This window comes from Bacillus sp. GW823-FHT06A10 (assembly GCF_058795375.1).
Genome location: NZ_JBXAHT010000001.1, coordinates 340,577 through 367,269, shown reverse-complemented (window position 1 = coordinate 367,269; position 26,693 = coordinate 340,577). Strand labels below are relative to the sequence as shown.

Sequence of the window (26,693 nt, the reverse complement as noted above, 5' to 3'; positions counted from 1 at the left end):
ATTTCGAATTAATGATGTTTCAAAGCTATAAAGTAAATGATTGTTTTTATACCATAAAACAAAAGGAAAGCCACCATTACTTTCTCGAATACTTTATGAATCCACATATACTTCTCTTCATTCTTTCTGAAGATGCACTTCATCATTTCTTCTACAATTAGACCAAATATTAGTAAAACCCCGAACACAATAAGAAGAGAAATAATATTTTCTTTTAAATGAGTACTAGAAAATAAGTAATACTCTGGAAACACAATCGTATCTACTACAGGTTGAAGCCAATGACAAACGCTTTTATCACACATATCTGTAATAGACGTAGCATCTATAATATCTTTTAATATTTTTTCAACCGTCTTCTTCATCTCATTTACTCCCCACTACATCTGAAAAGCTCTTTTCCTGCTCTGCATATATAACTGGCACTTCTTTACTCCAATATTTACGATTAACAAATAAAAAGATAAGTACTAAATTTAATCCTGTTATAAAAATAATAAGTCCAGGAAAGAATGTCGTGTAATTTGAGAAATCGGCAAAACTCATAATTTTTTCTCTACTTATTAAAAAAGACGCACCCATTACAAATGCATTGTTTAACATATGTATTGCAATTGGCATGAGTAAACTTTTCGTACGAATATATACGATTGATAATACGATGCTGAATATGGCTGCACCGAGGAAATCAACATGTAACAACGCAAACAATATTGCTACAACGATGGTCGCTATGCTCGTTCCCCATTTTGTTGCAAAACGTTGAAGTAAAAATCCGCGAAAAACAAACTCCCCGATAATTGGTGCGATGAATACGACCCTAATGACTTGATATACATATCCCCCAGTACTATCTATAATCGGTTCATGCAATGCATTCATAATAAAGTCCGGTGTAATCCATGCAAAACTATACATATACAAAATAAGATACCCGTAACTAAACATGCACAACATAACCGTAATGTATAAAACTTGCACCAAGTTAAATGTTTCATTTTTATTAACAAACAATGAAAATGAAATGCGATGCTTTCTATACTCATAAAAAATCCATATGATCGGAAGGATATAGAATATAAGGATATTTATAAAAGAAGAATTTTGTATATGAAATATACTTGTTAGCAAATCGCCACTACTTCTCGCTATTAAAATTAATAGTGCAAATACAATTAAAAAATATCTAGCTCGCATCACTTGAAACGGATTCACACTCATCTCCTCCCCTATGTTACTTTTATCATATCATTTGATTCTTAATTTTTTGCGAAAGAAAACCTTAAAATTTCCTTAAAAATTCCATAAGTTACAAAATGATGATATGATATTCGAGAAAATTAGGAGGGATTTTTATGTACCGAGCAAATATTTTACTTGTTGATGATGAAACAGCAATTTTACAATTACTAACTACCATTCTTGAAAAAGAAGGTTTTTCTCATATTACAACTGCAACATCAGCTGAAATAGCTTTATCTCTAACTAAGCAAAACAATTACGATTTAATTATTTTAGATGTAATGCTTCCTGGACAATCCGGTTTTGATATTTGTCCAATCATTCGCCAACAAACAGATTGTCCAATTTTCTTCCTATCAGCAAAAGCATCTGATTTAGATAAAATATCCGGATTTTCATACGGTGCGGATGATTATATTACGAAGCCCTTTAATCCATTAGAAGTAGTAGCACGTATGAAAGCACAGCTTCGGAGACATATGAAACAAACCGTACCACACGAACAAAAATCACACTCGATTTCATTTGGCAGATTTGAAATTGATCAGCACTCTGCAGAACTGACAGTGGATGGTCACATTGTCGAATGTTCCGCTCAACTCTTTCAACTACTACTCTTCTTTTGCGAGAATCCAAACTACGTATTTTCGAAAGAGGAAATATACGAAAAAGTTTGGGGAGCACCTGCCTATAATGGCGATGACAACACTGTTATGGTCCACATTCGAAAACTACGTGAAAAAATTGAACACGATCCAAGTAAACCAGAATATATAAAAACCGTTCGCGGGCTTGGTTATAAGTTCGTTACAAAGTAGGGTGACGATATGAATTTTAATAAACGACTTATTATTCAATTTATCATGCAACACGTTTTTGTTTTAGTTACATTACTTATCGCTGTAGTTGCTGCTTTTACTTATTTAATTTTTCTTCTTACTAGTACTTTATACGAACCTAATATTCCAGATTCTGATAGTTTTACAATTTCAAGATACATCTCTTCAGAAGATGGGCATATTTCGTTACAATCTGAAGTGCAAGATTTAATAAAGGAGAAAAATGATTGGCTCCAAGTTGTAGATGAAAACGGAAAAATCCTCTACCACTTTAATACACCAAATGATGTTCCGAATGCTTATACGAAGACATCTTTAGTCGCATATATACAACATCATATCGAAAGTAATTATAAATTTACATATTGGGAAATTGAATTAGAAGAAAAGAAAGTACTTGTTATTTATGGTGGTATGTTAAAAAGCAATGCGTTACTGACAGCAATTCAAAAGGATCACTCCTCTTTAACGATGGATTCGTTCACATTAACAGATCAAGAAAAACAGTTACTGTCTAAAGAAAAAGCAGCACTTCAAATATTTAATCAAAATGGCGAAGAGGTTTTTGCCTATCCAGCTGGAAAGAAAAAAACATTTTCAGCCATACAAATCGCCCTTAATGAAAAAGAACCGTGGAATCATAAAGAAAACACGTCTAGCTTTTACGATGCAAATAGTGGCAACCTTCTCGTTGTGACTGCGAAAAATGATCACTACTATCCAGATGACGAAATTGAAGATGTATTTACTAAGAAGTTTCTCATCGGATGCGGATTAATCCTTCTTATCGTGTTTGTTTATTTAGTCATTCTTTCTATTTGGTACGGTAATAAATTCGGGAAACCGTTATTACATGCGATGCGCTGGCTAAAAAATATCGCTGGTGGAAAGTATGAAGAACCTATTAGTAAAAAAGGAAAACCTGTCAGGTTCCGGCGATCTGGTAAAGAAAAATGGTCATTCCGTTTGTTTAGAGATGTAACAAGTTCACTAGAACACCTTTCTATTACACTCAAAAAAAATGATGCGATGAGGCAAGTACTCCAGCAAACACGAGAAGAATGGATTACCGGTCTAACGCATGATTTAAAAACACCACTTAGCTCTATATATGGCTACGCATTATTACTCGAATCGAATCAATATAACTGGACTGATCGTGATATTCAGCAATTTGGTAGTGTTATGAAAGAGAAATCTCAATATATGACGACATTAATTGATGATTTAAGCTTAACGTATCAATTAAAAAATAACAGCCTTCCTGCCCAACACGTAAACGTTGAAATCAATCAGTTCGTTCAAAAAGTATTATTGCAATTTATTAACAATCCAACACTCCAAAATCAAAATATTGAATTCGTACCGAGCTCAAATAAAATTCAATATTTCATTGAAGAAAAATGGTTTCAGCGTATTATCGAAAACTTACTCGTAAACGCGGTAAAACATAATAACGAAACAACTACTGTCATCGTAAAACTATCACAAAACGCTAATTCCTTTACACTCTCCATTTCAGATGACGGAAAAGGAATGGATGAAAAAACGAAAGAACTTCTATTTGAACGATATTACCGCGGAACAAACACAGAAGAAAGCAACATCGGAACTGGACTTGGCCTAGCCATTACAAAACAGCTCGTTCATGCTCATAACGGGACAATTTCCGTTGATAGTGCACTCGGAAATGGAACGACGATTATTCTTGTATTTCCGTTTCGTTCGTAGGAAAGATGCTATGTGGCGTCTTTTTTTCTTTTCTGGGAGAATTTTGCGGTAATTGAAATTATGTAAATCGTTTTTTCGAGACAAAGTAAAAATAAAACTATTAACAAATACATTTCTAAACTGTTATACTATAAATAGAAGTATAAACTAACTAAGTTTTGCATAAAATGAAGTAGACGAGGTGCTTCCAACACCCCGTCACTGCAACTAATTACCGCAAGGTGGAAGGTTGCAACTAAAGCTTATTTGCGCTTAGAAGACTTCCCACGCTTCGCAGGCAGACGGGTGGTCTTCTTTTTGCGCTTTTTTGCCGTTAATTTCTTAAATCCCAAAACTATACCTTCTCTAGCTATAGTTTTTGTAATTTCCAACAAAATTTGCAAAAGAAATTCCATACGATTACACCTCCTTTCTTCACAAAATGAAGAAAGGGCATAACCTTCCACCCGCAATATTTAATTGCTATTTTATTTTACCATTTTCATATGTATTACAGATAAAACAATACAAATTTAACAATCCACTTATAAAGTGAAACTTTAATCAGTGGAGGTTTTGTTCATCCCCCACTGATTATTAGCCCTCACCAATCGCGCTGCCCGGCAAATAGCGGGATAAAAATAACCCTTCATAACTCACTATGAAAGGTCACTCCATATTTCAGCTATTTCCCTACTAACACAAACACATTCTCATCAGGTGCTTCCATTACTGCAACATGTCCTGATTCTGTTGGAAATGGTTCGCGAATCCATTTTACATCTTTATTATCTTTTAAACTTTCATACGTTTGTTGTACATCTTCTACTAATACTTCGACTTCCGTAAAATTAATATCCGGATGATTGCTTATTACTAACTCTGAACTTTTCTCATCTGGAAACTTCAATCCTATTAACGTCCAAATAACCCCTTCTTCTAGTTCTCTTTCTATCATCCAGTTTTGCTTCATTCCCATTTCTTTATAGAAAGAAACTGATCTTTCTATATCTTTCGTATGTATAGATACACATTCTAGTTTTTTGAACATTTTCCCATTTCCCCCTTTATGAAAAAGCGAACCATCTCCCAACGATTCGCTCTTACCCTATTATTTTTTCTTCACCGGTATCCAAAGCTCTACTTGTGCAAACTCACTCTTATCTTCGTGGCAACGCTCATCGTACAGTTCAAACTCCGTAACACCGCAATGTTCATATCCTGAATGCGGGAACCATTCTGAGAATACTGCATTCCAAGTTTGGTGAATAGACGATACCATTTCTTCATGAGGAACTTTCGGCGTTGTAAATACTGCATATGTTGCTGCCGGGAAAGTACGCTTCGCAATTTCATTTGGTACATTTTCAAAGTCTGTAACTTCCATTCCGATAATGTAAGTGAAGTCCCCTGTTTCTAAATTAAAATCAGTACATAATCCAAGCTCTACCCATTGGCTCGTATCTTTACGATTCGGAATTGTTGTCCCAAGATCTTTTTGTAAATATTCTTGCCAAAATGCTGGAATGTCTTGATGGTTTTTCCCTTCTTTACTTGTCGTCTTCAGTTCATAACCCGCCACTAAAAATTCTGGTTTATTTACAATACGATATTCCATTTGTATGCCCCCTAAATACGGATTTAATTTTCTTTGCTTTACATTCACTCTGTAATACATCGGTGTTTCGATTTCTTGTTTTCGATATTCACTCGGTGTCATTTGAAATAATTTTTTAAAGGCTCTCGTGAACGTTTCGTGAGATTGAAAGCCATGTTCAAACGCGATATCAATAACTTTTTCATCCGTATGAGAAAGTTGATAAGCTGCCCGGGCTAACCTCCTCTTTCGAACATACTCCATTACTGTATCACCTACTAATGCCTGAAATACACGATGAAAATGCGACTCAGAAAAACCTGCAATGCGAGCTAAATTACGCAGCGTTTGTTTTTCCATTACATCTTCCTCAATATAATCAATTGACCTTTGAATTTGTGTTTCATAGCTTTCCATCTCTGTTCACCCGCCTTATATGTATTATGATAAAAGAGAACGCAATCCAATTCTTGACGTTTTTTACTATAATTCCATAAAAAATTGTAACTTTTTTATATGTATTTCGTTGTTATATATGAAGGGAGGGAAATGTAGTGAAACGCAAACAATCATTAGAAGAAATTTACTCAGAGCATATGCAAGATTTATTTCGCTATCTTCTCTCCCTAACCGGAGATTCCCACTATGCGGAAGATCTCATGCAAGAAACATTTTACCGAATGCTCGTCCATATTGACTATTATAAAGGAGAAAAAATTAGGCCGTGGTTATTTACAATTGCCTACAATGCCTTTATCGATTGGTATCGTAAAGAAAAGAAATATAAAACAACAGAAGTTGCAGAATTCCATTTACCAAACGTGCCAAGTACAGAACATGCATATTTCGTAAAACATGAGATTGCTAGTTGGTTAGACAGTTTATCTTCTCTTCCGCTCGAAAGACGAAATGCCCTGCTACTACGAGATTACTATGGATTCTCCTATAAGGAAATAGCAGAAATGACTGGTCTCTCATTAGCGAAAGTGAAAATTGAATTACACAGGGGACGAAAAGAAATGAAAAGCATAAAGGAGTGATACGGATGGGGTGTACAGAATTTAAAAAACTATGGAAGAAGTATGAAAATGGAACGCTCACGCATGATGAACAAGAACTGTTAGAAAGTCATATTGAGTCATGTGAAGAGTGTGAAGCTTACTTAGATGAGCTGTTAACAAAAACAGAACCAATTAAGAAAAAGTTACCTCCAAAAGATCTTAAAGTTCCTTTTTGGAGGATTAAGTGGAAACATCGTTTACAAACGTTTGGTTTTATATTATCAATTTGCATCGTTATCTATATAATCGGCGGGGTATTATCAGCCTTTTATTTTCAAGCTAATAATGATAAAAGGCTAGAAGAAATTAGAGAGGTTCCTTCGCTTGCACTTGAAGCAACGATCCCAAATAGCCGTGTTATGGGGGGCGGAACAAGTGTAGAAGCTTTTTTCCGTACGAATAGCCAATTTGATTTAGTACGAACCGTCGGTAAAAAAGAAATGCCCCTCGGTACAATAGAAACAAAAAGCTTCTTATCATCTGTAGATGTTAAGAAGCGAACTTGGATGAATCCGTTCTATCAACCAAAACTCTTCTTTGTTCACCCAAAAACAGAGCAGGGTGATTATTTAAAGGATTCATCAAAAAAAGTATGGGATACACTTGCAAAAGTACATGATGGAACCGTTGCAGAAGTAGCAATTTCTTTTGATAAAGCTTACACTTTAAAAGAATTAGAACCGCTTTTATATAGCATATTTGAAGCACAAGAACTCCCTCCAACTCCTGTATGGTACGCTTTAGATACAGGACAAGAAAGAAAAAATGTAGATGACTATATCCTACATGGCGGAGAAGCTATAGGATTTCCAGAACATGTAAGATTCCTCGATAATGAAACTGACGGGCAGAAAACGCAAGAAGACAAAGTAACCGAAATGATGCGCGTCCTTTCTATCCATAAAAAAACGGTAAGCAAAATAGCAGCGCTTTCTGAGAAAGAACTAAATTTAGATAAACGTTATCAATATGTAAAGGATAACGGTGTAAAAGTATACGGAATTGTTATTACTGGCCCATCGAAAGAGTTATTAAAATTACAAAACTCCCCGCACGTACGTTATGCGACTCTTGGAGATATTGAGATTTGGAATTGGTTTGATAATTAATAAAAAAGAAGTAGCGCTCTAGAAAAGATGCGCTACTTCTTTTTTATTTCGAAATCACTTTCACATACATCCCTCTCACCGCTTTTTCATAAGCGATATCACTCATCTCTCTTATTTTTTCTGATACAACAGACGACTGAACCATTTTCCCTTCACGAAGTAACAGCGGATCAATAAGACGCACTTTATTTTTCTGATGTAAATCATAATCATTTCTATCTTCTTTTACTTTTACATTTTGATGAACTTTACTTAATAAAGCTTCTACTTCGGGGTCATTACATTGCTGCAATTTCGAAATAAGCTCCTCATCTTCAAGAAGAAAATCATCTGCATGAATAATTCTTTTATGAAGAGCTACCTTTAACGTTTTCGCTAACATATCATTTCCGTAAATATTCATTGGTTCCATAAAGAAATCGATTACTTCTTTGTAATACGTTTCTGTAAACCATTCCGCTATTTCAATATTTTGAAGAACCATTTTCCCCTCTACTTCGATGACATCCTCTAAAAAACTATGAATTTCTTCTAAAGAAATATACCCATATGTATACATATCTCGTAACGTATAATCCACTCGATCTGCGCATAATTCGGGCGCTGACCTTTCCAGTAACGTCCACTTCGAATCATCTAATAAAATATCTTCATAGTTATAACCATGCCTCACAAGGATCGCTGGAATTTCTGAGTTTTTCACAACAGAACTAAATATCTCTTCATGATAACTTTCATCTTCATTATCAAAAACGTAATCAATCACGTGGGAAAAAGCAGTATGTGATACGTCATGTAGTAAACCAGCAATCTGTTCTTCTACTGAACCACCTAGTTTTTTCACCAATAACATAACACCCACTGAATGCTCAAAACGAGTTACATTCCATTTCTCGTTCATTAAGTAACTTGCGCCTGCTTGATGAATTCCCTTTAGTCTTTGCATAGGCTTACTTAAAATTAATTCTTCTAGCACTGCATCCACTTCAAATTCTCCGTATAGTACATCTGATATGATCACTTACAATCCCCCTTTTCAAGCAAAGTCTTTTTATATTATCTCTTTTTTGAAGAAGCGTAAATATACTATTCTGTAATTTGAATATAAACGTTCTGTTTTTATAAAAAACAGGTCCTCTTGTTCTTATCAAATTTAATCAAAAAAAAGAAAATATTTCCACGACCCCTCTTTTTTTGTTTTAATAGATTTATAAATACATATTTACTAAAGAAAAAAGCAGCGAATGAAGTCAATTAGAAACTGACTTACAATTATAATATGAAAGGTCGGATAACTATGGACAGTTATTTTCCAAAAGCGGGGAAGTTAATTGGCGGTATCATTATGCTTATTATTTTGCTTTCATCTTTTTGGCTTATATGGATTGGAGAAACGAACATTCGTTACAGTGGAGATCATAAGGGCACGATGCCCTTTTGGTACAAGTGGCTCCCTGTTATTGTCGGTATACTCCTTGTCCGTTTCCTACCATTTCATCATAAAAACTATAATCCCCTTCAACAATTTGAACCAAGGCGCATCATAATTCAAACTGCTATCTTCTTCTTAAGTGGCTCCCTCTTCACGATTTGTCTTCTCACCACGAACTTTGAAGGAATGGCATTACAATTGTGGTTTATGATATTTAAAATTATTTTATTATTATTCACTCCATTAATGCTGCTTTTTTTTTATAAAAATAACCCCGAAAAAGAACGACCAAAGTCAGTAAAATTAACAGGGGATAATAGATGGTATCGGTTTACACCACTTATTGTCATTATAATCTGGGGTTACTTCAACTTCTTTTCTATATTCTCTACACCATTTGTTTCAATGAAAATGGAACCCACGATTTTAATCTCCATTTTACTTGTAGGGTTTCTTATAAATAGTGTACTTGAAGAGATTTTTTATAGAGTTTGGTTGCAAACACGTTTGGAATTATTACTAGGTACTTGGCCGGCTATTCTTCTTACATCATTGTTATGGGCAAGCTGGCATATCGCATTACATGGCTCTGGTCATTGGGATATTGATACAGCTACGGTCATTGTGAACCTTGGTATCGTAGGTCTATTCCTTGGGTATTTGTGGGCGCGTTATCGTAAGGTATGGGTAATTATTATTGTTCATGGATTAATTAATGCACATCCACAACAACTAATTGAGATTATATTTAAGTAAAGAGCGCGATTGAGAAATAAAAAATAAAAGGGATTATACATGATTAATATGTATAATCCCTTTTATTTAACCTTATTCAAACGTAACTTCTACCTGCACAATCTCCGACCTACTACCAAGTCTAAGCGGTGGTCCCCAAAATCCAAATCCAGAAGAAACAATTGCGTGGAACGCGCCTTTTTGTGCGTATCCCCAGTCTAGCTCGTACATTCTTCTCGTTACAATATGATTGGGCGCCATTTGTCCGCGGTGCGTATGACCGGATAATAATAAGTCTACACCAGCATCCGCTGCCTGTTTCAACTCAAATGGCTGATGATCCATTGCGATAACTGGCATGGATTTATCCACTGTACTCATAAGTTTTTCAAAGCTTTGGCGATCTCGCTCTGTTTTATCTCTTCTTCCAACGAGATAAAAGTCATCTTCAATTGTAAGCACTTCATCTAAAAGAATACGAATATCAATCTTATCCATCTCTTGTAAAAACTCTGGAACCGCTCTGCCGTAGTATTCATGGTTTCCTAAAACACCATATACGCCTAATGGAGCTTTCATTTGTTTCATAATATGACCCATGTTTTTTTGAATGAATACTCCTGGATGATCATCGATAATATCACCTGGCAGTAAAATAATATCAGGTTCCATTTCATTTACATGACGAACAAGTCTTTTCAAATGCGAAACGCCAGACAGTTTACCGAAATGCATATCAGAAGCCATCGCAATACGTAAACTTTTACGCCCCTCTACCTTTTTCGGTATGTGCACTTCGTATTTTCTTACTACTGGACTATACGCATTAAATACTCCATACGCAAAGATAAAGATAAATGCAGCTATCACAGCCGTCCCTATCCAAATAATTGCCGCTTCTTTCTCTACTGAAAACTGTAAAAGAAAGACCATAATATCAGCTAATGGCAACAACATAAGTGCATATTGTATAACCGCAAACCAAATCGAACCTATCGTTCGCAGAAATGGCAGAAACTTAAACACTTGCACGAGAACGTACGCATATGAAATAAATGCGACTATGAAAGCATAATATCCCCAAGATTCCCAGCCAAATACCGCATGAAGCCAAACCCATCCGTTCCAGCCGATATAAAACATAAGTAGTGTGTATATAATTAATATGGTAAATATATTGAGATAACGAAGATTCTTCACAGCCAGCCTCCTTATTGATTTCTTCTATTATAACTTGTTATGCACTTATAACGTAAATATTAAGCGCTTCAATCTTCAGAATAAGAACATTGATAAACATATTGTCTTAAAATTTTTAAGAACGGCTGTAATGGACATTTTTGAGTCTTACGTGTTGGATAAAATTCTATTATCTTTATCCTTCAAAACTCATCTATGCAATTATGCATAACCATCAATTCCGTTTTATTTTCATGTTACGATATAAATGTAATACGACATATATCGACAAAAATAAAAGGAAGTGATTGTATGAAACGTTCTAAAACATATTTAAAATGTTTAGCATTATCCGCTGTTTTTGCTAGTAGCGCTGTAACTCTTTCAACACCTGCTGCTTACGCTCAAACGACGTCACAAGTTGTAACAGATATCGGGCAAAATGCAAAAACACATACGAGCTATAATACATTTAATAATGATCAAGCTGATAATATGACAATGTCTTTAAAGGTAACTTTTATCGATGACCCAAGCGCTGATAAACAGATTGCCGTTATTAATACAACTGGTAGTTTTCTAAAAGCAAATCCTACTATAAGTGATGCACCTATTGATAACTACCCAATCCCTGGCGCTAGTGCAACATTACGTTATCCTTCACAATATGATGTTGCATTTAACCTTCAAGATAACAGCGCTCGTTTCTTTAACGTAGCACCTACAAATGCTGTAGAAGAAACGACTGTAACATCTAGCGTATCTTATCAACTTGGTGGCTCTGTTAAAGCTTCTGTAACGCCTAATGGCCCTAGCGGTGAAGCTGGTGCAACTGGTCAAGTCACTTGGTCTGACTCTGTAAGCTATAAACAAACTAGTTATAAAACAAATTTAATTGACCAAACAAACAAAAACGTAAAGTGGAACGTATTCTTTAACGGATATAACAATCAAAACTGGGGTATTTACACACGTGACTCCTATCATTCTTTATATGGAAACCAACTGTTCATGTACTCTCGCACATACTTATATGAATCTGATGCAAAAGGTAATTTAATACCGATGGATCAACTTCCAGCACTAACAAATAGCGGTTTCTCTCCTGGTATGATTGCTGTTGTTATCTCTGAAAAAAATACAGATCAATCTAACTTACAAGTCGCTTATACAAAACACACCGACGACTACCAACTTCGTCCAGGCTTCACATTCGGAACTGCAAACTGGGTTGGAAACAACGTAAAAGACGTTGATCAAAAAACATTTAACAAATCGTTTACACTAGATTGGAAGAATAAAAAATTGGTAGAGAAAAAATAAAGAAAACCGAACCGCCACTTAGATGACGGTTCGGTTTTTATTTAAATTACAAAATCCTCCGGAATAAACACTTTCACTTCTTTCGGCTGTACGTATACGAAATCACCCGCTTGAATGTTCAGCTGTTTGAACTGTTCTTTCGTAATTTCTGCTTCTAAATATTCATCTGTTTCGTCTCGTTTTAATTCTACATATACGACAGGTCCGACTGCGTGAGAATAAGATACTTTTGCTGGGATTGCATCTACACTTTGTTTCGTACGAGAGATTGATAAGTCATGCGGCCTTACGTAGGCTATTCCGTCTACGTTGGAAACGTGCTTATGCTCTGGTGCTTCTAGTTCGATCAATCCTACATTTAGCTTTCCTTTATGAACGCGGCCGTGAAATAAATTTACATTTCCTAAAAAGTCATATACAAACGGACTTGCTGGGTTTTCATATACTTCTTCCGGTGTTCCCATTTGTTCAATGCAACCTTCATTCATTACAACGATGCGGTCTGCAACGTCTAACGCCTCTTCTTGATCATGTGTCACGAATACGCTCGTAATTTGAAATTCGTCATGTAATTTTCGGAGCCATCTGCGTAATTCTTTTCTCACCTTTGCATCAAGTGCACCGAACGGTTCATCGAGTAATAAAATTTTCGGTTCGACTGCAAGTGCCCGGGCTAGTGCAATACGTTGACGTTGTCCACCAGATAATTGCGCTGGATAACGTTTAGCAAAGCCATCCATTTTTACGAGCTTTAATAATTCTGTTACCTTTTCTTCTATTGCTTCTGCTGACGGTCTTAAGCTTTTCTTTCTTACTTTTAAACCGAAAGCGACATTCTCAAATACATTCATATGCTTAAAGAGCGCATAGTGCTGGAAGACGAAACCGACTTGCCTGTTTTTCACGTGAATGTCTGTTAGATCTTCCCCATCAAATGAAATAGAGCCTCCATCCGCTTCTTCTAATCCTGCAATAATGCGTAATAACGTCGTTTTCCCAGAACCTGACGGGCCTAATAAGGCAACAAGTTCACCTTTTGGAATATCCAAATGAATGTCTGTTAGTGCTTGAAATGTACCATATTGCTTTGATACACCTTGAATTTGAATACTCACCGTAATCCCCCTCTTATTGTCGTTTTTCCATTCGCCATTCAATCCAGTTTTTTATAACGAGTGTAAACACTGCAATTAATGACATTAACGTCGCTACTGCAAATGCTGCTGAAAATTGATATTCATTGTACAAAATTTCAATATGGAGCGGCATCGTGTTCGTAATGCCACGCACGTGACCTGATACGACAGAAACGGCTCCAAACTCACCGATAGCACGGGCATTACATAGAATCATGCCGTATAAAAGACCCCATTTTATATTTGGAAGCGTAACGCGCCAAAACATTTTCCAGCCACTTGCGCCAAGTGATAAAGCTGCCTCTTCTTCACTTTTCCCTTGCGCCTGCATAATGGGAATTAATTCACGTGCAACGAACGGGAAGGTTACAAAGATTGTTGCGATAATAATACCTGGTACAGAGAAAATGAGTTTCACTCCATGTTCAAGTAACCATTCGCCAAGAGCACCCCTCGGTGTGAAAAGTAAAACGAATACTAATCCTGCGATAACTGGTGACACAGCAAACGGCAGTTCAATAAGAGAGAGTAATACTTGTTTTCCTTTAAACTGAAACTTTGTAATAAGCCATGCGGCCGCTACCCCAAATATCGTATTAAGCGGCACAACGATTAACGCAACGAGAAGCGTTAATCTAATTGCTGAAAATGCTTCTTGATCTGTAATAGCGGCAATGTATACATCCATCCCTCTTTCAAAGGCTTTTAGAAAAATAGTTATGAGTGGCAGTAATAGAAAGAGAGATAAAAATAAAACTGTAATCGTAATTAATACGCCTGGTACAAGCTTAGATTCTTTTTTAGCTGATACGCTTTTTACTATTTTCTTTTCTAATAATGTTGGTTCCATTTTCTCTCCTCCTATTCACTTTTTAGTTCATGCCTTCTACTCCAGCTTTGAATCATATTAATAAGAAGAAGGAAAAGGAGAGAAATAATAAGCATCACGGTCGCTACAGCTGTTGCCCCCGCATAATCATATTGTTCTAGTTTCGTCATAATCATCAGTGGTGCAATTTCTGTTTTCATCGGCATATTACCTGCGATGAAAACGACAGATCCGTATTCTCCTAATGCTCTTGCAAATGCGAGTGAAAAACCTGCAAGAAGAGCGGGAAAGATCTCTGGTAAAATGATTTTCACAAATATTTGCAAGCGGGATGCACCTAAACTCGAAGCTGCCTCTTCTACTTCTTTATCAATATTTTGCAGCACTGGTTGCACCATTCGAACGACAAATGGTAAACCGATAAAAGTAAGCGCAACGATAATTCCGAGTGGTGTAAAAGCTACTTTTATGTGAAACAGACTAAATATTTTCCCAATCCATCCATTTTCCGCATAAAGCGTTGTAAGTGTAATACCAGCTACAGCTGTCGGAAGTGCAAACGGTAAATCAATGAGTCCGTCTAATAGTCGTTTCCCTGGAAATTTGTAGCGTACGAGCACCCAAGCTATTAATAAACCGAAAATGGCATTTACAATAGCAGCTGCAAATGAAGTTGTAAAACTAACTTGATAGGAATGCAACACACGCTCGTTCGTTATAACCCCAGCGAACTTCTTCCAACCTAACTGTGAAGTTTGAATAAATACGATAGAAAGTGGTATAAGTACGAATAAACTCATGTACAACATTGTAAATCCAAGCGATAATCCAAACCCTGGTAAAACACGCTTCTTCCTCATCCTCTTTCACCTCATCCCCCTTTAGCAGTGCATTATTTTTGATAAATTTTATCGAATACGCCGCCGTCATTAAAGTGTTTTTCTTGTGCTTTTTTCCAGCCACCAAATAGTTCATCTACTGTAAATAATTGAACTTTCGGAAATTGGGATGCGTATTTTTCTGCTACTTTTTCATTGCGCGGACGATAAAAGTTTTTCGCCGCAATTTCCTGTCCTTTTTCTGAGTACAAATATTCAAGATACCCTTCTGCTACTTTTTTCGTTCCTTTTTTATCAACGACTTTATCTACAACCGCTACTGGTGGTTCTGCAAGTACACTAATAGAAGGGGTTACAATTTCAAATTTATCTTTTCCAAGCTCTTTTTGAGATAATAACGCTTCATTTTCCCATGCGATTAATACGTCACCAATTCCTTTTTCAACAAATGTTGTCGTTGCTCCGCGCGCTCCTGAATCTAATACTTCTACGTTTTTATAAATTTGGCTAACAAACTCTTTCGCCTTATCTTCACTATTATTATATTTTTTCAATGCGTATCCCCACGCCGCTAAATAGTTCCAACGTGCTCCGCCTGATGTTTTTGGATTTGGTGTAATGACAGACACACCTTTTTTCGTTAAATCATCCCAGTCTTTAATTCCTTTCGGGTTTCCTTTTCGAACAAGAAATACAATTGTTGACGTGTATGGAGTGGAATTATTCGCAAGTCGCTTCTGCCAATCTTCTGCTAGTTGTTTTTTCTTGCTAATGGCATCAATATCATAAGCAAGTGCTAGTGTAACAACGTCTGCTTCTAAGCCATCAATAACAGAGCGTGCTTGACTTCCAGATCCCCCATGTGATTGTTTTACATTTACTGTTTGCCCATGCTTCTCTTTCCAATACTTCGCAAAATCTTTATTAAAATCTTGATATAACTCCCTCGTTGGATCATAAGAAACATTTAAAAGCTCAACTGTTTTTTTATCTCCACTTCCTTCAGAATTACTAGTGGATGTTGCCGAACCACACCCTGATAAAAGTACAACTGCTGATAATAAAACACCTGTACTTTTCATAAACGCTGTCTTACCCCACTTTTTCATCGTTAAGCCCCCTTAGTTTATACAATAGAAAAAGGCACACAATATATTCACAAATGTGAACATTGTGCGCCTTCAGTTTATCTGATTAGCTTCTAATGTATTTGTATTCGATTTCTTTTCATTTTAATTCTGTAATTCATATGTGTCAACTTGGAATTTGAATTTTCTTACTAAACTAAAATATTGGCATACTTCGAGCACAATGATTTTTCAAATCAGCAAATTCTTTTGGTAACTTACTATTTTCATTCCATTCTAATTTATATGCATTTATTAACACCGTAGCCATTGATTCACGGTTCATTACTCCATTTTGATTAAAATTACCGTTCTTATCATTTTCAGAGTTCATCCATAATTTCACAAATAAGATATTGCACTCGCCGTAAGCGTAATCCCTTCTGTTCTATGTATATCTCCTCCTTGTTGGTCATATGAAGCTTTAAATATATGGCACCACAGCTTAATCAATGCACAAAAAATGAGGCAACCACCTTCAAAGATGGTTGCCTCATTTTTACACTTGCATCGCTTTCTCTCTCAATGCTCTTCTTAACAACTTACCAGTCGTATTCTTCGGTAATTCTATTAAAAACTCAATGCTTTTCGGCACTTTATATTTCGCTAAATGTAACGTGCAGTAATGCATTAGTTCTTCTTCTGTTACGTTCATTTTCTTCAAAACGACGTAAGCTCGTACGGCTTCTCCTAAGTTTTCGTCAGGAACACCGATTACGACAACTTCCGCTACAGATTCGTGCGTATATAATACTTCTTCTACTTCACGAGGATATACGTTATAACCGCCAACTAAGACGATATCTTTTTTACGATCAACGATATAGAAGTAACCTTCTTCATCCATTTTTGCTAAGTCACCTGTATATAGCCAGCCATTTTTCAACGTCGCAGCTGTATCTTCTGGTGCATTATAGTACCCTTTCATAACGTTAGGTCCGCGAACAATTAATTCACCGACTGCGCCGACAGGTACTTCTTCCCCTAGTTCATTCACAATTTTATTTTCTACATGCCAAATATTTGTACCAATTGATCCTGGTTTACGTGGACGATCTAGCGGATTGAAACAAGTAACTGGTGATGCCTCTGATAAACCGTATCCTTCTGAAACAATAACGTTAAAACGTTTTTCAAAGTTTTGCAGAAGAGCAACAGGCATCGATGCACCACCGGAAATACAAAGACGAAGCGTCTTCACATCTTCTGCGCTTGCTTCTTCAAATAAATATAAATAATTGTACATCGTCGGTACGCCAGCAAAAATCGTTGGTTCGTACGTGCGACAAATACGGAATACTTCTTTCGGACTAAATTTCGGTAACATTAAAATTGTTGCCCCGTTCACAATCGGTGCATTTACCGCAACTGTTAAACAGAACACATGGAACATTGGCAGTGCCGCAACGACGCGATCGTCAGCAGTAAATTGTAAATAAGACGCAACATCATTCGCATTACTATATAAATTTTTATGTGTTAACATAGCGCCTTTTGGTTTTCCAGTTGTACCTGAAGTGTATAGGATAACCGCTACATCTTCTTCATCTAGTTCAGGGCCTTCGTATTGTAAGTCTCCAGCCCCCACAAAACTAGTAAACGTTTTCATTTTTTCGGTTTCTGTATGGTTAAAATCTGATGAGGTTTCGCATATGATGATGTTTTCTAATGAAGGAAGTCTTGTTGTAAGAGATTGTATAACAGGTAGAAGGACGTCGAGTACGATGATTGTTTTTACATCTCCATTTTGTAAAATGTAATGCATTTCGTCTGCTGTATAAATTGGATTAACTGGAATAACAGTTGCTCCAGCTTTCATTGTTCCGTATAAACCGACCAAAAAATGTGGTGAGTTCCCAACAACTAATGCGACATTGTCCCCTTTTCCAATGCCCATTTCTGCTAAATTGCTAGAAAACCTTGTGACCATTTTGTTTAATTGGTCATATGAGACCGACTGATCCATAAATATATAAGCCGGTTTATCCCCTTTCTTTTTTGCCGTTTCAGCCAAAGATTGAACGAGATTCACAAAAACCCCACCTTTATAAAATTTAGAATATTTAAAAATTCTAAATTAATTATATTAAAAGAAAATTAAAGTAGCAAGTGATATTCTATTAACTGCATATAGACAGATCACCTTCTCTTAGTTTACTTTGGAAAAATAAGGGGATTTTATTTACAAGTAATTTATAACACTAGACCAAAAATCATTTTAGGATAATATGCACTCATCTTTTCTTTAAGCTTTTCAAGTTCCTCTTTATTTAAGTTCGTATACTCTCCATACAAATTCAAAACGTCCGCTCCATTTTCATGAAAATACACGGTAACATATAACGTCGGTAACCCTTTATTGTTTTCATCTATTGATAAGACGACATCTGGCGTTTTATTAACAGTGCTGAATGTTTCATTTCTTTTCCATTCCTTATTTTGAAACCTGTCCTGTATATCCTGTATCTTTCGTTTGTTATCTGTATGCGTAAAATATATAACATTATCCCGCGCTGGCTTTCCGATAGATAAAAGGGTACGACTTGAGGAAGTTTCACTGTTACACGCTGCAATCCCAATGACGAATCCGAGCAATATTACAATGTGTATGACCCTTTTCATATCGATCCGCCTCCTTTTCATATATATATTCCTTTATAAGAGGCAGATGTCCTGTAAGTATACATTTTGTGGTAAATGGAATTATATCGACAAAACTACAAAAAGAAAGAGGCTGCCTTTATGGCAGCCTCCCTCATTTTTAGAAGAATAAATGTAAGAAATCTTCTGTTGTAATGTTACCGAAGTAGCGTGCGATATCTACGCCTTCTAAAGCTGCAGTGAATGCATCTTTATCGAACTGAACGCCTGTTAGACGCTCTTCAATATCATGAACATCTAGTGAACCGAAGAAGTCGCCGTAAATTTTACATTCTGTTACTGTTCCTTTTTTCACTTCAAGACGAACATCAACTTGTCCAACTGGGAAGCGGTGTGAATGTTGTAAGTTGAACTTCGGTGATTTTCCATAGTTCCAATCCCAATTTTGGTAACGTTCTTCAGAAAGTTTATGGATCTCTTTCCAATCATTTTCTGTTAATTCGTACGTTGGGATTTTTGTTTCTCCTTCGAAAATTGTTTCTAGAAGAAGTTGTCTAAACTCTTCTGTCGTCATTTCTTCGTTTAGGAACTCTGTAATGTTCGCAACGCGGCTACGGATTGATTTAATACCTTTTGATTGAATCTTATCCATTTTTACTTTTAACGCTGATACGACGTGATCGATTTCAGAGTCAAATAGTAACGTACCGTGGCTGAACATACGACCTTTCGTTGAGAACTGCGCGTTACCTGAAATTTTTCTACCTTCAGCTAAAATGTCGTTACGACCACTTAGTTCTGCCTTTACACCTAATTTACTAAGCGCTTTCGTTACAGGCTCTGTGAATTTTTTGAAGTTGCTGAAACTGTCTCCATCATCTTTCGTAATAAAACTGAAGTTTAAGTTTCCTAAATCATGATATACTGCGCCTCCGCCTGATAGACGACGAACGACATGAATACCTTTTTCTTTTACGTAATCTGCATTAATTTCTTCTACTGTGTTTTGATTTTTACCAATGATAATCGAAGGCTCATTAATGTAGAACAGTAAATATGTTTCGTTAATATCTAAATTCTTCACACAATATTCTTCGATCGCTAAGTTTATTCTAGGATCTGTAATTCCTTTATTATCAATAAATAACATCGTATCACCTCATGAGTTCCATACGTAGCCACTATGCGCTAGCGTAATATGGCCACTGAAAATTTGTTTTGCTTCTGTTACTAAATCAGATGGGTTGCCTGTATGCGGTAAGTGCGTTAATAAAAGTTCTTTTACATTCGCATCTTTTGCAATACTTGCTACTTCTGTACTATTCATATGCCCTGCTTTTGCAGCCTCTTGATGTGCATACATATTACACTCACAAATGAAAAGATCAGCATCTTTTGTGAATGGAATGAATTCAGGAATATAACTTGAATCAGCGCTGTATACTACAGCATCATCTCCAGCTGTAATACGCATCGCAAAGCATGTAACAGGATGAACAGTTTTTAAGAACGAAATCGAGAACGGTCCAACTTGAAGTGTTTCTTCTGGATTGTACGCGATTCCTTTCGTATGTGGTTCATGTGTTAAAGAATGGAATCCATTCTCGTCAAACGTATGACCGTATATTGGTAATTCCGGTAGTTGCCTTGTTGTCGCACTCGTAATTAATCTCGCATATTGCAATACCCCAATGTCCGCAACATGATCGTGATGATAGTGTGACAGTACAACTGCATCTATATCAGATGGTGTTATATATTTTTGAAGCTGTGCTAGTACACCACTACCACAGTCTACAAGTAAACGAAAACCATCGTGTTCAAACAAATACCCCGACGTTGCTTCTCCCGCTTCTGGAAAGCCGCCCCAAAAGCCGACAACAGTCATTTTCATATGTATCCATCCTTTCTAAAACCGAGTAGGAATGCAGTTTTTCTCCGTACTTGAGAAAGTTTTTTACTTACATCCTACATTGTTAACTATAATCCATTTCCTAAACTTTTTCATTAATTTTCAATTTTGTTATAAAACAGTTGTTGACTTTTATTTTTTGTACTAATACAATAATAGTAAGAAATGGAAATGGAGGGATTGACATGATCGATCAACCAATGGAGTTTTTCAGAAATTTACCGACGAAAACTTGTGCGCACTGTGGGAAAGAAATTGATGAGCAACACGAAGCATACCATAACAAATGTGACGATTGCGTTCACGAAGAATAGTAGTTTGTGAACATAAAAAAACCTAGCAGACATAGTCTACTAGGCTAATAACATCTTATCCTTCATCGTTGAACCTTTCACCAAGAGCTCCAGTTCAAACTCATACAATTCTTTTTTTCGATAATTTTTCGTATGGATTTTATCCATCATCAGATCGACAACTTTTCGGGCCATTTCATCAATTGGCTGTTCAATTGTCGTAATACCTGGTTCTGTAATCTGCGATAATATTTGATTATCAAAACCGATAACAGCGAGATCCTCTGGAATGCTCCAGTTATGGTGCTTCGCCTCTGAGATAATTCCAGCTGCTACCTCATCGCCTCCTGCCAAAATCGCGGTAGGATTTTTTTTGTCCTTTAATACTTCATGGAATATTCGTTTTCCATCTTCCCAAGAGAAAGCGTTTTCAAGAAAGTCAATCGCTTCTACTTGGCGGCTCTTCTCAGTTATTGCACGTAAAAAGCCCATTTTTCGCTGCTGGCTAACTAATTTGGTTTCGTTACCACGGCAAAAAATAAGATTACGATATCCTTGATCTAACACATGCTTCGCAGCTATGTATGCTCCTTGCGCATGATCAAACTTCACTGTTGGAATATTTGCTTCCTCAATATATTCATTACACAACACGATTGGACCGTGCTGTAAGTATGGCTCTACATCTTCCCACGGATTTTCTAGTGAACATAGAATAATCCCATCTACTTGTTTCGTAGATAATAATTGTAAATACTCCATCTCTTTTTCCGGTAAATATCTTGTTTGACAAATAATCAGTTTATATTTATGTTCAGAAGCAGCAATCTCGATTGCTTCAATAAATCTACTGAAGAAAGGATTTGTAATCCTTGGAACTAGCACCGCAATTGTTTCCGTTTTTTGTTTACGAAGCCTTCTCGCCGCAGAATTAGGAACGAAGCCTAAATGCTTCATTGCTAATTGAACCCTTTTTTTCTTCTCATCTGAAACATATGGATGATTATTAATCACCCTAGAAACCGTTGTCCTTGATAACCCCGCTAATTTCGCCACGTCCTCTATAGTCGACACGAAATTCTCCCCCTTTGCATGAAAACGTTTTCTTAAATTGATTATATAGTATATTATTGGAAACTGCAATATCGGTTGTTATGATTTTACTATATTAATATTATACATAGGAAAAAGTCTGTTAATGCAGGGGCAATATACTACTTTTAGAGATTTACGTTATGTACATTCCTTTTCTTAATACCATATATCCTTTATTCAATATAAAACCCCATCAATACGTCATCTCCATATGATCCATCTTCATACTTTATTTGCTTTCGTTGTCTCCCTTCTTCTACAAAACCCATACGTTTGTACACTTTAATTGCCCGATCATTAACAGAAACTACACCTAAGCAAATTTTCTCTAAACCTTTCTGCCCTTTCGCCCAACTAATAAGAAATTCAATTAATTTCGTGCCGATGCCTTGATTACAATACGCCTCTTTAATCCCCATTCCCATTGTGCCTGCGTGTTGTAACCGTTCTAGTTCATATCGGTTGAAAATTAAAAATCCAACTACCTTCCTGTCTACTTCATACACGATATAAAGATTACCTTTCTCATTACTTTTCCGTATCTTTTCTCTTTCTGCATTACTATCATTCGGTAACTTCTTTGGGGATACTATGAAAAATTTTGTAGTAGTTTCCGATAATATAATTTCTTTTCTAATATTCATAATTGCTTCTGCATCAGTCTCTTTTACTAACCGTATCATTGAATCACCTCGTACTTTTTCTTTTTAAAAATAATATTAAAACTATAAAACGCCCAATATGCAATATTACATATTGAGAATCTTTTTACTCTTGATACAATATTCATACATCAAAATAAAAGGAATGTATGCAATGAATCCAATATTAACAGCTGCAAAACAACTATTACATAAAGAAGAAAAGATTTTATCTACTTTAAAATGTTCACTTACTGGCTATATGATTACGCATAAAGTCCCATATCGTGGCATGTTACTTGCTACTAATAGAAGACTTCTCTTTTTTAGCCAATATAAAAACACATTCATTGCCGAATTTAATTATGAAAAAATATTATCCGTAGAAACGAAGAGAAGAATCTTTGACAAAAAAATAATATTTTACTATGAAGATGAATATATAACGCTTGGATACATTACAAGTTCGAATGTTGAAGCGTTCATAGACTTACTACAAAGAAACAGCAAGACTAGCACAGGCTTATAATCAGCGGGGATCCCCTCGCTGATTCATTATTTTAACTCCTCCCACTTCGTCCAAACTTCTCTCCCGTTTATACGGTACATATTATCCTCTCTATCCATAAACCCCTGTACAATAAATTCACGTCTAATTGTACAAAAATCATCATGATATTGTTTTATAAATGTATTAATTTCTTTTTCTGTATATTGATTTTCAGCATTTAACTTGCTTATTAAATGCTCCAACAATACTAGTTTTTTCTTCTTTTGACCTGGAATCGATTTTAAACGATCCTCTTTATCGAAAAAGTTACGAATGGTCGTATCGCGGAATTTCATTTCACTTTCAGTCATTTTTTATCCTCCATCACTTTTTTTCTTTATCTTTTCACTTAAAATATCAATAAAGTAATATCCACCCATTAACACATAGTAGAACGTAAGTATTCCAAATGCATCTTTCATACTTGTATATACTTCTTTATCAAACAATATAGGTGAAAGGGCATAAATAAGAAAGATGATTAGCGGATTTACGATAAAATAATAAGTAAGATTGCCTCTCATCATATCAACTCCTCTACCCTATGTTTCTCTGTAAATTGTTGTAATTCCTTTTCTTTCGTTTCTATAGCTTTTAGAAAGATTTATAGATGAACTAAGGAAAAAATGCCCTCTATTAAAATAAAAAAGCACCAAAAAGGTGCTTTTTTTACGCTTCAACCGATTGATTTTCCGCAACATTTTTAAATTGTCGTTTGTGCATCAAAGTTAAGGAGGCGATTGTTCCAAGTGATAATACAACGATAAAGATCATGAGCATTCCTATGTTTTGCCACATGAAGTTAAAGTCTCCACTCGATACGACCGCTTTCAATCCTGATACAGAGTATGTCATCGGTAACCAAGCATTGAATGGTTGTAAAAACTTCGGAATCAACTCTAACGGGAATGTTCCAGCACTTGTTGTAAGCTGCATAATTAATGTAATGATGGCGATAAAACGACCTGCATCACCAAAAACTGTTACTAAACATTGAATTAATGCGATAAACGCTAAACTTGTAATGATACTAAAGAGTATGAAGTATGGAATGCTTTGTACTTCTACACCCAATCCGAACAGTAATATAACATCTGCTACTATCGCTTGAATAATACCGACTGATAGTAACACGCCGAACTTACTAATAAACCAACTAAATCCTGATTTCGGAACGCCAACTGTATCGCGTAATGGGTATACGATAGATAATAATAATGCCCCAACAAATAAACCGAGTGATAAGAAATACGGCGTAAATCCAGTTCCGTAGTTAGGAACTTCCGCCATTTTCTCTGTCTTCACTTTTACAGGACTTGCAAACATATCATACGTTTTATCTGTCCCTTTTACTTCCCCAGTTTTCTCTGCCCCTTCCCCAAGTTTCTCAGCAAGTTCACCTGAACCATCGTTTACTTTCACTAGTCCATCAGTTACTTTTCCTGAGCCGTCTGCTAGTTTATTTACGCCGTCAATTAGCTGGGTTGAGCCATTTGATAATGTACCTAAGCCTGTTGTTACTTGACCGGAGCCATCTGCTAATTGATTTACTCCACCTGCCATTTGATTTGCTCCTACAGATAATGTACCTAAACCGCCTGTTACTTGGTTTGATCCATCTGCTAATTGATTTACTCCACCTGCCATTTGGTTTGCTCCTGCAGATAATTGACCTAGGCCGCCTGTTACTTGGCTTGATCCATCTGCTAATTGATTTACACCACCTGCCATTTGATTTGCTCCTGCAGATAATGTGTCTAAGCCTGTTGTTACTTGACCAGAGCCATCTGCTAATTGATTTATCGCATCTATTAATTGACCAGACTCGTTTTTAAATTTATTTGCGCCTTCTTTAGCAGTATTTAACTTCGCACCAAACCCTTGAAATTTTCCAACAAATCCTTTTTGTGCACTGGATAATTGCTCAATACCAGCAGTTAAGGATTGTAATTCCGCTGCATTCGGCAGTTTGCTTTGTCCATCACCTGTTTTTTGATTTATTTCGCTTTTTAATTGTTTTACTTCTTCATTTAATTTATTTGTTCCACCTGCTACTCCGGCAGCTTTTTGCTGAACTGTCGCTGTACTTTTTACAGCACTTGTTATGAATGGTTGTAACTGCTCTTGATATTCTTTCGGTAAACTTTCAATTTGCTTTTGTAAATTCGCTACCTCTTGTGCTGCATTTTTGGCATCTCCTGCTGTTGATTGTGTAAGTTCATTTAACTGATTTACATTCGCCCCAGCTCCATCTATTTTCTCATTTACTGTATTCAATATAGAAGGGCCTTTCGACTGTATTTCCTCTAAACCTGCAGCAGAACTTTTCACTTTACTATTTAAATCTTGCAAACCCTTTTCAATTTTTTCAGAAGCTACCTCTAATTGGTTTTGTCCCCCAACCAGTTGTTCCATACCATTTGATAGATCAGTTGTTCCTGTTTTTAATTCACCGGATTTACTTACTAATTTATTCAAACCACCGGTCACTTTCTCAGATCCATCATGCAATTCACCAATTCCTTTTTGCATTTCACCCGTTTTGCTATTTAACGTATTTAAACCGTCTGTTACTTTTCCTGATCCATCTACTAATTTTCCGATACCTGCTTGCATCTCACTTGTTTTACTATTTAACGTATTTAAACCGTTCGTTACTTTTCCTGACCCATCTACTAATTTCCCAATACCTATTTGCATTTCACCTGTTTTGCTATTTAACGTATTTAAACCTGCTGTTACTTTCCCAGATCCATCAAATAGTTTCCCTACACCTGTCTGTATCTCCCCAGACTTCCCTTGAAGTGTATGAAGGCCATCCGTCACTTTACTTGAACCATCATGCAATTCACTTGATCCGTCGTGTAGTTTACTTGCCCCTTCCGCTCCATCTGCTAATCCTTTTGAGACGTCTTTAATAGAATCGAACATTTTCTCTGCATATGTTTTCGTTAACGTGCTTGATACTTCAGTTTTAATCTTTTCAATGGCTGTTCCTCCAATTTGTGAAGATAAGAAGTTTAAACTTTCGTTTGGAATGTATTCTAAGTTTAATCGCTTTGGATTGTCTTTTAATAACGTTGTAGCGTTACTTGAGAAGTCATCTGGAATGCGCACTAACATGTAATACTTTCTACCTTCCATTCCTTTCTTTGCTTCTTTTTCACTTACGAACTCCCATTTAAAATTTTTATTATCTTTTAAATTATCAACGAGCCCTTTTCCGACCTCAATTGGTTTCCCATCAAATACTGCGCCTTTATCTAAATTGACTACTGCAACTGGTAAGTCATCTAACTGTTTATACGGATCCCAAAAGGCCCACAAAAACATCCCTGCATATAAAATCGGTACGAATAAGACCGCAATAATTGGAATTAATATTTTTTTACTTTTTATAATTTCCGTGAACTCTTTCCGAAGTAACTGATTCCCTTTCATAA

30 protein-coding genes are annotated in these 26,693 nt (G+C 36.0%); 9 read left to right on the top strand and 21 right to left on the bottom strand.

The window, feature by feature from the left end:
• Window positions 1–8: 8 nt before the first annotated feature.
• Together AC1Q8M_RS01910 and AC1Q8M_RS01905 are read right to left on the bottom strand one after the other, a co-directional pair.
• A complete protein-coding gene (locus AC1Q8M_RS01910; protein ID WP_000754329.1) occupies window positions 9–365 on the bottom strand; it encodes a hypothetical protein in 357 nt (118 codons plus the stop codon).
• A gap of 1 nt (window position 366) precedes the next feature.
• Window positions 367–1,215: a CPBP family intramembrane glutamic endopeptidase gene (locus AC1Q8M_RS01905; RefSeq protein ID WP_001067979.1), complete on the bottom strand. Its 849-nt coding sequence runs from the start codon at window positions 1,213–1,215 to the stop codon at window positions 367–369.
• Between the two features lie 140 nt (window positions 1,216–1,355).
• Between AC1Q8M_RS01905 and AC1Q8M_RS01900 the strand changes: the two genes are divergently transcribed.
• Both AC1Q8M_RS01900 and AC1Q8M_RS01895 read left to right on the top strand, forming a co-directional pair.
• Window positions 1,356–2,060, top strand: a complete 705-nt coding sequence (locus AC1Q8M_RS01900; protein WP_000285439.1) for a response regulator transcription factor — start codon at window positions 1,356–1,358, stop codon at window positions 2,058–2,060.
• 9 nt (window positions 2,061–2,069) lie between these two features.
• Window positions 2,070–3,812 carry a sensor histidine kinase gene (locus tag AC1Q8M_RS01895; RefSeq protein ID WP_061660112.1) on the top strand — a complete coding sequence of 581 codons (1,743 nt, stop codon included), beginning with the start codon at window positions 2,070–2,072 and terminating at the stop codon, window positions 3,810–3,812.
• 242 nt (window positions 3,813–4,054) lie between these two features.
• Here AC1Q8M_RS01895 and AC1Q8M_RS01890 read toward each other — a convergent pair whose 3' ends face one another.
• From AC1Q8M_RS01890 to AC1Q8M_RS01880, 3 genes are all read right to left on the bottom strand, one after another.
• Window positions 4,055–4,207 carry a hypothetical protein gene (locus AC1Q8M_RS01890; RefSeq protein WP_000394945.1) on the bottom strand — a complete coding sequence of 51 codons (153 nt, stop codon included), beginning with the start codon at window positions 4,205–4,207 and terminating at the stop codon, window positions 4,055–4,057.
• A gap of 269 nt (window positions 4,208–4,476) precedes the next feature.
• Window positions 4,477–4,842 (bottom strand): VOC family protein, encoded by a 366-nt coding sequence (locus tag AC1Q8M_RS01885; protein WP_000473644.1) that lies wholly within the window; start codon window positions 4,840–4,842, stop codon window positions 4,477–4,479.
• A 60-nt stretch (window positions 4,843–4,902) separates the two neighbouring features.
• A complete protein-coding gene (locus AC1Q8M_RS01880; protein WP_000446841.1) occupies window positions 4,903–5,805 on the bottom strand; it encodes an AraC family transcriptional regulator in 903 nt (300 codons plus the stop codon).
• A gap of 137 nt (window positions 5,806–5,942) precedes the next feature.
• Between AC1Q8M_RS01880 and AC1Q8M_RS01875 the strand changes: the two genes are divergently transcribed.
• Together AC1Q8M_RS01875 and AC1Q8M_RS01870 are read left to right on the top strand one after the other, a co-directional pair.
• A complete protein-coding gene (locus tag AC1Q8M_RS01875) occupies window positions 5,943–6,428 on the top strand; it encodes an RNA polymerase sigma factor (protein WP_098361198.1) in 486 nt (161 codons plus the stop codon).
• 5 nt (window positions 6,429–6,433) lie between these two features.
• Window positions 6,434–7,558 (top strand): anti-sigma factor, encoded by a 1,125-nt coding sequence (locus tag AC1Q8M_RS01870; protein ID WP_098361197.1) that lies wholly within the window; start codon window positions 6,434–6,436, stop codon window positions 7,556–7,558.
• A gap of 43 nt (window positions 7,559–7,601) precedes the next feature.
• Here AC1Q8M_RS01870 and AC1Q8M_RS01865 read toward each other — a convergent pair whose 3' ends face one another.
• On the bottom strand, window positions 7,602–8,579 hold the full coding sequence (locus AC1Q8M_RS01865; RefSeq protein ID WP_098855629.1) for an HD domain-containing protein: 978 nt from the start codon (window positions 8,577–8,579) through the stop codon (window positions 7,602–7,604).
• Window positions 8,580–8,855: 276 nt separating this feature from the next.
• On the opposite strand from AC1Q8M_RS01865, the gene AC1Q8M_RS01860 reads away from it, so the two are divergent.
• Complete coding sequence (locus AC1Q8M_RS01860) at window positions 8,856–9,746, top strand: CPBP family intramembrane glutamic endopeptidase (RefSeq protein WP_000378922.1); 891 nt, start codon at window positions 8,856–8,858, stop codon at window positions 9,744–9,746.
• Window positions 9,747–9,818: 72 nt separating this feature from the next.
• On the opposite strand, the gene AC1Q8M_RS01855 is transcribed toward AC1Q8M_RS01860, so the two are convergent.
• Window positions 9,819–10,925 (bottom strand): metallophosphoesterase, encoded by a 1,107-nt coding sequence (locus AC1Q8M_RS01855; protein ID WP_098361195.1) that lies wholly within the window; start codon window positions 10,923–10,925, stop codon window positions 9,819–9,821.
• 34 nt (window positions 10,926–10,959) lie between these two features.
• Between AC1Q8M_RS01855 and AC1Q8M_RS01850 the strand changes: the two genes are divergently transcribed.
• On the top strand, window positions 10,960–11,136 hold the full coding sequence (locus AC1Q8M_RS01850; RefSeq protein ID WP_071714124.1) for a TetR family transcriptional regulator: 177 nt from the start codon (window positions 10,960–10,962) through the stop codon (window positions 11,134–11,136).
• Between the two features lie 80 nt (window positions 11,137–11,216).
• Window positions 11,217–12,227, top strand: a complete 1,011-nt coding sequence (gene cytK2, locus AC1Q8M_RS01845; RefSeq protein ID WP_016513148.1) for a beta-channel forming cytolysin CytK2 — start codon at window positions 11,217–11,219, stop codon at window positions 12,225–12,227.
• 41 nt (window positions 12,228–12,268) lie between these two features.
• On the opposite strand, the gene AC1Q8M_RS01840 is transcribed toward cytK2, so the two are convergent.
• The 9 genes from AC1Q8M_RS01840 to AC1Q8M_RS01800 form a co-directional block, all read right to left on the bottom strand.
• On the bottom strand, window positions 12,269–13,342 hold the full coding sequence (locus tag AC1Q8M_RS01840) for a sulfate/molybdate ABC transporter ATP-binding protein (RefSeq protein WP_098361194.1): 1,074 nt from the start codon (window positions 13,340–13,342) through the stop codon (window positions 12,269–12,271).
• Between the two features lie 13 nt (window positions 13,343–13,355).
• Complete coding sequence (gene cysW, locus AC1Q8M_RS01835) at window positions 13,356–14,213, bottom strand: sulfate ABC transporter permease subunit CysW (protein ID WP_061660109.1); 858 nt, start codon at window positions 14,211–14,213, stop codon at window positions 13,356–13,358.
• Window positions 14,214–14,224: 11 nt separating this feature from the next.
• The gene (gene cysT / locus AC1Q8M_RS01830; protein ID WP_001227879.1) at window positions 14,225–15,052 is read right to left on the bottom strand and encodes a sulfate ABC transporter permease subunit CysT; all 828 of its coding nucleotides are present in this window, start codon (window positions 15,050–15,052) and stop codon (window positions 14,225–14,227) included.
• Window positions 15,053–15,084: 32 nt separating this feature from the next.
• A complete protein-coding gene (locus AC1Q8M_RS01825) occupies window positions 15,085–16,140 on the bottom strand; it encodes a sulfate ABC transporter substrate-binding protein (protein ID WP_000758702.1) in 1,056 nt (351 codons plus the stop codon).
• A 175-nt stretch (window positions 16,141–16,315) separates the two neighbouring features.
• Window positions 16,316–16,492 carry an S-layer protein gene (locus AC1Q8M_RS01820; protein ID WP_098365590.1) on the bottom strand — a complete coding sequence of 59 codons (177 nt, stop codon included), beginning with the start codon at window positions 16,490–16,492 and terminating at the stop codon, window positions 16,316–16,318.
• Window positions 16,493–16,657: 165 nt separating this feature from the next.
• The gene (locus tag AC1Q8M_RS01815; protein WP_001055171.1) at window positions 16,658–18,190 is read right to left on the bottom strand and encodes a fatty acid--CoA ligase family protein; all 1,533 of its coding nucleotides are present in this window, start codon (window positions 18,188–18,190) and stop codon (window positions 16,658–16,660) included.
• Window positions 18,191–18,351: 161 nt separating this feature from the next.
• A complete protein-coding gene (locus tag AC1Q8M_RS01810; protein ID WP_000832165.1) occupies window positions 18,352–18,780 on the bottom strand; it encodes a hypothetical protein in 429 nt (142 codons plus the stop codon).
• 139 nt (window positions 18,781–18,919) lie between these two features.
• The gene (gene lplA, locus AC1Q8M_RS01805) at window positions 18,920–19,909 is read right to left on the bottom strand and encodes a lipoate--protein ligase (RefSeq protein ID WP_016513154.1); all 990 of its coding nucleotides are present in this window, start codon (window positions 19,907–19,909) and stop codon (window positions 18,920–18,922) included.
• Window positions 19,910–19,918: 9 nt separating this feature from the next.
• Complete coding sequence (locus AC1Q8M_RS01800) at window positions 19,919–20,653, bottom strand: MBL fold metallo-hydrolase (RefSeq protein WP_000784671.1); 735 nt, start codon at window positions 20,651–20,653, stop codon at window positions 19,919–19,921.
• A 203-nt stretch (window positions 20,654–20,856) separates the two neighbouring features.
• Between AC1Q8M_RS01800 and yhfH the strand changes: the two genes are divergently transcribed.
• On the top strand, window positions 20,857–20,985 hold the full coding sequence (yhfH, locus tag AC1Q8M_RS01795) for a protein YhfH (RefSeq protein WP_000567010.1): 129 nt from the start codon (window positions 20,857–20,859) through the stop codon (window positions 20,983–20,985).
• A gap of 39 nt (window positions 20,986–21,024) precedes the next feature.
• Here yhfH and AC1Q8M_RS01790 read toward each other — a convergent pair whose 3' ends face one another.
• Complete coding sequence (locus tag AC1Q8M_RS01790) at window positions 21,025–22,038, bottom strand: LacI family DNA-binding transcriptional regulator (RefSeq protein WP_000103711.1); 1,014 nt, start codon at window positions 22,036–22,038, stop codon at window positions 21,025–21,027.
• A 194-nt stretch (window positions 22,039–22,232) separates the two neighbouring features.
• The gene (locus AC1Q8M_RS01785) at window positions 22,233–22,742 is read right to left on the bottom strand and encodes a GNAT family N-acetyltransferase (RefSeq protein WP_061660105.1); all 510 of its coding nucleotides are present in this window, start codon (window positions 22,740–22,742) and stop codon (window positions 22,233–22,235) included.
• Window positions 22,743–22,875: 133 nt separating this feature from the next.
• Between AC1Q8M_RS01785 and AC1Q8M_RS01780 the strand changes: the two genes are divergently transcribed.
• Window positions 22,876–23,229 carry a PH domain-containing protein gene (locus AC1Q8M_RS01780; RefSeq protein ID WP_097925337.1) on the top strand — a complete coding sequence of 118 codons (354 nt, stop codon included), beginning with the start codon at window positions 22,876–22,878 and terminating at the stop codon, window positions 23,227–23,229.
• Between the two features lie 26 nt (window positions 23,230–23,255).
• Here AC1Q8M_RS01780 and AC1Q8M_RS01775 read toward each other — a convergent pair whose 3' ends face one another.
• The 3 genes from AC1Q8M_RS01775 to AC1Q8M_RS01765 all read right to left on the bottom strand — a co-directional run bounded on the left by AC1Q8M_RS01775 (window position 23,256) and on the right by AC1Q8M_RS01765 (window position 26,691).
• Window positions 23,256–23,561 (bottom strand): DUF2087 domain-containing protein, encoded by a 306-nt coding sequence (locus AC1Q8M_RS01775; RefSeq protein WP_000140289.1) that lies wholly within the window; start codon window positions 23,559–23,561, stop codon window positions 23,256–23,258.
• 3 nt (window positions 23,562–23,564) lie between these two features.
• Entirely contained in the window at window positions 23,565–23,777 is a 213-nt protein-coding gene (locus AC1Q8M_RS01770) for a hypothetical protein (RefSeq protein WP_098365576.1), read from the bottom strand.
• Between the two features lie 142 nt (window positions 23,778–23,919).
• Window positions 23,920–26,691 (bottom strand): YhgE/Pip domain-containing protein, encoded by a 2,772-nt coding sequence (locus AC1Q8M_RS01765; protein ID WP_098365575.1) that lies wholly within the window; start codon window positions 26,689–26,691, stop codon window positions 23,920–23,922.
• Window positions 26,692–26,693 lie beyond the last annotated feature (2 nt).